Origin of the sequence: Zoogloea sp. LCSB751 (assembly GCF_002028455.1) — a bacterium.
Taxonomy (GTDB): Bacteria; Pseudomonadota; Gammaproteobacteria; order Burkholderiales; family Rhodocyclaceae; genus Zoogloea.
Window position 1 is genome coordinate 1 of sequence record NZ_MWUM01000469.1, and the last position, 248, is coordinate 248.

At 60.5% G+C, this 248-nt stretch carries 1 protein-coding gene; it reads left to right on the forward strand.

Annotated elements, in window-relative coordinates:
- Nucleotides 1–241: ABC transporter permease subunit (locus B4920_RS27350; protein WP_139379749.1), on the forward strand; the 241-nt coding region annotated here is incomplete at its 5' end.
- Nucleotides 242–248 lie beyond the last annotated feature (7 nt).

Consider the following 248-nt stretch of genomic DNA (forward strand, 5'->3'; position numbering starts at 1 on the left):
GATCCCCATCGCGAGCCACCTGGGATCGGTGCTCACCGTCTTCTTCGGCGGTTCCTTCCTCATCGAGACCATCTTCAACATCGACGGCATCGGCCTGCTCGGCTATGAGGCCATCGTCGAGCGGGATTACCCCACCGTCATGGGCATCCTGGCCATCACCTCCATGCTGATGCTGGTGGGCAATATCGTCTCCGACATCTGCGTTGCCCTGGTCGATCCCCGCGTGCGGTTTGGAGACTGAGCATGAA